Origin of the sequence: Pseudomonas edaphica (assembly GCF_005863185.1) — a bacterium.
Taxonomy (GTDB): Bacteria; Pseudomonadota; Gammaproteobacteria; order Pseudomonadales; family Pseudomonadaceae; genus Aquipseudomonas; species Aquipseudomonas edaphica.
In genome coordinates this window covers 1-5052 of sequence record NZ_VBVZ01000463.1, presented here as the reverse complement: position 1 = coordinate 5052, position 5052 = coordinate 1, and the positions used below count along the sequence as shown (strand labels likewise).

The following is a 5052-nucleotide window of genomic DNA, read 5'->3' as shown; positions in this document are numbered from 1 at the left end:
GCGGGATATACGTGGTGTCGTAGTAGCTCGTCCCGCGCGAGACCGTGTAGTCGGCAGGTGTGAGGGTCGAGGGTGGATTGCTATAGGGCGGCGGGTTTTTCGCGTAGTTGTTCATGACCCGGTACATCGTCCAGTCGCTGATCCATTGCGCCGGAAAAAACGGATCGGACGGCTCGCCTGGCGCGCGTTTGGCGATGCAGTTGCCGTTCTGCGCGTTGCACCCTTCGCTGTTGTGTACACCATTGGTGAAGTACACGGCGCCGCTGTCGTCGGCGGCAAACGCGGCGGGGCTGAGCAGCACAAGCAGCAGCAACAGTCGGCTCAAAAGGCTGGTGTTCATAGGACACTCCTGTGGGGTGCCGGGCAGCCGTCAGGCCACCCGGCGCTCCTGCGTGTGGCTTAGTGGTAGTCGCTCATGCTCAATTGCACGGGCGGGTAGTTGCGTTTCACCAAGGCTTGCGCCCACAACTCCAGTACGGCTCGACGGCTTTGCGGCATGTCTCGCGTAATGGGCATCGCCAGGGTGCTTTCTTCCTGATAGGGCTTGCTGATCAACACAATCAGTTGGTCCACCGCGCCCTCAATGCGCGACAAGGAGTTGAGCGGCATGAACTTGCTCATGATCGGGTACAGGTAATAAAACGGCTGCAGGATGAAGGGGTAGATGAAGGTCTCCCAAATGAGTTGGCCGGCATCTGCGCGCTGATAAATCAGGTTCCAGGCGTTGACGAAGTTCTGTTGCAACTGCGGTTCCAGCGGCAGCACCCGCAGCGGCGCGAGGAAGTCGGTGAAGGCCGTGGGCAGCGGGAAGCTGAACGGGATCGCCGGTGCCTGCTGACCTTCCTGCACAAAGAAACGCAAGGTCGGAAAACCCGGCGCCTGGGCGGTGACGGTCAGGTTGGCGATGCCGTTGGCGTCGGTCTGGATCTTCGCCAGGCTGTATTGCACCGTACTGTTGAGCGGGTCTTGCAAGGTGCCTTGCATGGCGATCGGGTTGGCGAACGTGAGCGTCGGGCTTAAGGCGACGGCGGCAGGCGTCGGTAAAAATTCCTGGTAGGTCACCGGCGTCATTTGATCGGCTGACACCGCCAGCCGCGTGGCCATCAATTGGCGGCCGGTGCCCTCGGTCACGTGGCTGCGCAGCGTGGTTGCGCCTTGAAATTGCGGCCAATTGGCGCTGTTATTGGCCGGGTTGGCCGGGTCGTTGTTGAACAGCGTGAAGTTCGCCGCGTTGCTGAAGGCCAGGTAATAGTCGGTGGTACACAGCATGTAGGCATTGCCGTATTCGGCCACCCACAACGTGGTGCCGGCAGGCGCGGGCAGGCCGTCGTATTGCACCATCACCTGCAGGGTTTTGGTGTCGCCCACGTCGATAAAGCTCGCGCTCTCGACGACTTCGGCGGTCCACATCTGCTGGGTCGCGGCGATCACGGGCGTGGTGCCGGGCTGTTGCAGTTCCAGGGTGCCGGTTTGCAGGAGTGCCTGGGCGTCCACGCCCAGCGGCAGGTCGAGGATGCCCGAGCGTTTGTCGAAGGCCGCCTGTTGATAATCGTCATAACCAAAACTGGCCAGCGGGCTGAATTGCGTGCCCTGGCGGATGCCGATCTGGTAATTGCCGGCCTGGAATTTGGCCGCGACCGGGATGTCGGCCGTCTTGTCGATCGGGTAGAACGGGAAGGCATTGCCCAGGTCCAGCGACAGTGTGTTGTCGTGGGCCTGCGCCGAGATCACCCCGAGCTGCGCCTGGGTGGCCGTGCCCGGCGAGGTCTTGTAGATGGGCACTGCACCGGCCGGCACCAGGCGCCGGCCGGCGGGGGCGGTGGGGAACTCATCGTCGAGCCACAGGCCCAGGGTGCCGACCGTGCGGCTATAGGCCGGGTTGAAGAAGATATCGCCGACGTTATCCAGCCCCTGTTGGTACATGGCCTGCACCTGGGCCTGGGCCGCCGCGCTGGAGGAGTGGGTGTCGATCGGCGGGTAGTTGTTGAGGATGCCGTTCTTGTCGTAGCACGTCAGGTAGGTCGAAAAACGGAACATCAAGCCCTTGGCATTTTGCTGCGCCATCTGGGTCTGCAGGTTTTGCAGCAAGGCGGAATTGCCGATCACCCATTCCAGGTTCTCTTTGGGGAAACAGGTTTGCCAGGTGGTGGTCACGTAGGCCAGGCCACCGAGGTTGGCCCAGTTGAAGTTGAGGAAACGGTCGAGCATGCGGAACTGGCGATTGAGCGTCAGGCCGCACTCGGCGTTGCCCAGCACCAGCTTGTCGAAGTACAGCGCGGTGAAAGTGTTCTGCCAGGGGCTCACGTCGACAAAGCGCGCCGGCGAGCTGGGGGCACCACCGAAGGGGTTGCCGAGCAACTGGAAGCTCTGGTTGATCAGCGGGTCCTGGTCCACATAGCCACCGCCGGGCAACTCGCCGCCGGTGATCACCGACTGGGTCTGGTTGTAGCTCACGGTGCCGCAGGCATTGTCGCCGAACAGGTTCCACTCGCCAGGGATCATCGGCGTGGTCAACTGCCCGGCATTGCCTGGCACCTGCATCACGTAGTCGGGCACGCTGGCGGGCGGCAGCGGGGCGATGGTCCAGGGCAGCAAGGTGCTGGCGGCATTCAGTGGCGTGATGTCGAAGGCCTTCAAGAACGGCCAGTTCATCTGCATTTTTACCGCATCGTACAGCGGGTACATGTCGTTGTTGTTGGCCGTCGGCGGGTTCCAGAACATATGGCCGCCCAGGTAGATACGCGGGAAATTCAAGACGCTCATGTGAGGCTCCTTAACGTTGCCACTGGGCGCGTTTGAGCGACCAGACAAAGTCCAGTTTGTGGTAACCGACAAAGTCGGAGGCGGGCAACGGCGCGGTGGGGTAGACGATGCCGCCGTCTTTGTTCAAGGCGAAATTGAAGTAGCCCTGCTTGGGCGAATAGGCCGCGGTGCCATGGCAGGCAAAGCATGAAGATTCACTTTGGAACGCCGATTCCAGCTGGGAGTTGGCCAGTAACGTTGGTGTGGTGTTGGATTGCACGCCTATCAGCTCGTACTGCGCCAACGCCGGGTATTGAGCCTGGAAGGTGGCGTTCACCGGCTGCGCCGCCGCTGTTGGCCCGGTGCTGTTGGTCATCGGCGCAGCGGGTGCGGCGTTGGTCACCGTGTACTGGCTGTTGTTACGGTTTTCGAAGGTGGTCCACACCCAATCGGGGTTCAGCTTGTTGATCACATGCAAGCCGCTCAGCGCCGCATAGCCAACCTGATACTGCTTGCCCTGCTGGTAGTAGGCCTGGGCAATGTAGTAACCCTGGCTGGCCAGTTGTTGCTGGTATGCCGTGTCGTTACCGATCCACAACCACGCGGCTTTCAGCTCCCAGGCGGTGGAGGGGAAGTTCAGGTCGTTGGTGAGTGCGGCCTGGCCGTTCACGTTGTAGACCTTTTGCTGCACGATGTACTCGAACGTGTCCTGGCCCATCAGCAGTTGGAAGCGCACCGGCTGGCCTTTCTCGGCTGCCGGCACCTGGCCGCCCATTTGCAGGATCAACCCGTCCACCTGTTGCGTGGCGTTGAGGTTATGCAAGATGCGGTTGGGGTTCATGCCCATCGCCTGGGCCTGGGTCAGCACGGCGGCGGGTGGCGGCACGCTTTGGCCATAGGGCAGCGGTTGGGCGCCGTTAGGCAGGTAGACCTGGTCCGACGGTTTGAGGGTTTCCCAGACCCGGTCAGGGCTTTGTGCGCCGGCAGGCTGGTTCAGGCAGGCAAACCAGTTCCAGGCGAGGGTGTCGGGGCCTTGGGTGAAGGCGGCCCGGGTGGCGTCGAGATTGCCTCCAAACTGCAGAAAGTTGCTGCAATCGAAGGGGTTGGTGCCCTGTGCCTGGGCCAATCCGGCCAGTGCGCTCAGGACCGTTATAGATAAGGCTCGCCGCATGAAAGCTCCTTGGCATTCGCCAGTTCGAGGTGAGGGCGCCCCAGGAAGTGCTCCAGGAGCAGTTGCTTGACTGCCGTCGCCGCCAGTTGCTGCGGCAACGCCAGGTCGCAATTGGTGATCAGCAGCGGGCCGGTCTGCGCACTGCTGGGCAGACGACCATGGCTGCCACGGACTAACCCTGTGTCCAGTGGGATCAGGTCCATGTAGTAGCGAAAACCGAGCTTTTTTTGCAGCAGGCGGCGCGCCACTTTGAGCTTGGGCAAGCGAATGGCCGGGTCGATAAACAACTCGACCGGGTCGTAGCCGGGCTTGCGGTGAATGTCCACGGTGCGCGCAAAATCCGGCGCTTTGCGTTCGTCCAGCCAGTAGTAGTAATCGAACCAGAACCCGGCGGCGGCCACGGCCACCAGCTCGCCGCTGCGTGGATGGTCGAGCTGCCAAACGCGTTGTTCGGCTTTGTCCAGCACCTGCTCGATGCCGGGCTGGCGCTGCAACAGGGCTTTGACCCGCGGGATGTCTTGCGCGTGCTTTACGTAGACATGCGCGACCTGATGGTCCGCCACCGCAAACGCTGCGCTGGCGCCGGGGTCGAGCAGTTCCCAGCTCAAGGATTGGCGCACCTGCAACAGGCCTTCGGCGCGCAGCACGCGGTTGATCGACACCGACTGCGCGACGGCTTCGATGCCGTACTCAGACAGCAGCATCACCGCCGCACCCTGGGCCTCGGCGAAGGCCAGCAAACGCCCGACTTCGTGGTCGATGGCGCGCACTTCATCAGCAATCGACGGGTGCTCAGGCCCCACGCGCTGCAAGCTGTAATCAAGGTGCGGCAGGTAGATCAATTGCAGGTGCGGCCGGCTGATCTGGAACTCGGCCATGGCGCACTCGACAATCCAGCGGCTCGACGCGATGCCCGCCGCCGGCCCCCAAAAACCATGGAACGGGAACTCGCCAATCTGCGCCTCGATCTGCTCATGCAAACCGGGCGGCGACGAATACAGGCCAAATTGCTTGCGCCCATCGGCCGGGTAATGCGGGCGCGGTGTGATGGAGGCGTCCACATCGGCGTACATGTTGTACCACCAGAACAACTGGCTGCAGCGAAAGCCCGGCATTTCACGCTTGAGGGTGTGCCAGAC

General features: G+C 62.2%; 3 protein-coding genes and 1 pseudogene. All 4 read right to left on the bottom strand.

Translation table 11 applies throughout. From position 1 onward, the window contains the following. A pseudogene (locus FEM54_RS24250) lies at positions 1 to 340 on the bottom strand (hypothetical protein); the annotation flags it as partial. 59 nt (positions 341 to 399) lie between these two features. Further along, positions 400 to 2763, bottom strand: a complete 2364-nt coding sequence (locus FEM54_RS24245) for a hypothetical protein (RefSeq protein ID WP_138453419.1) — start codon at positions 2761 to 2763, stop codon at positions 400 to 402. A 10-nt stretch (positions 2764 to 2773) separates the two neighbouring features. Next, positions 2774 to 3913 (bottom strand): hypothetical protein, encoded by a 1140-nt coding sequence (locus FEM54_RS24240; protein WP_138453418.1) that lies wholly within the window; start codon positions 3911 to 3913, stop codon positions 2774 to 2776. Then, positions 3892 to 5052 (bottom strand): alkaline phosphatase family protein (locus tag FEM54_RS24235; protein ID WP_138453417.1); only part of this gene is annotated, 1161 nt, incomplete at its 5' end. The genes FEM54_RS24235 and FEM54_RS24240, both read right to left, overlap by 22 nt.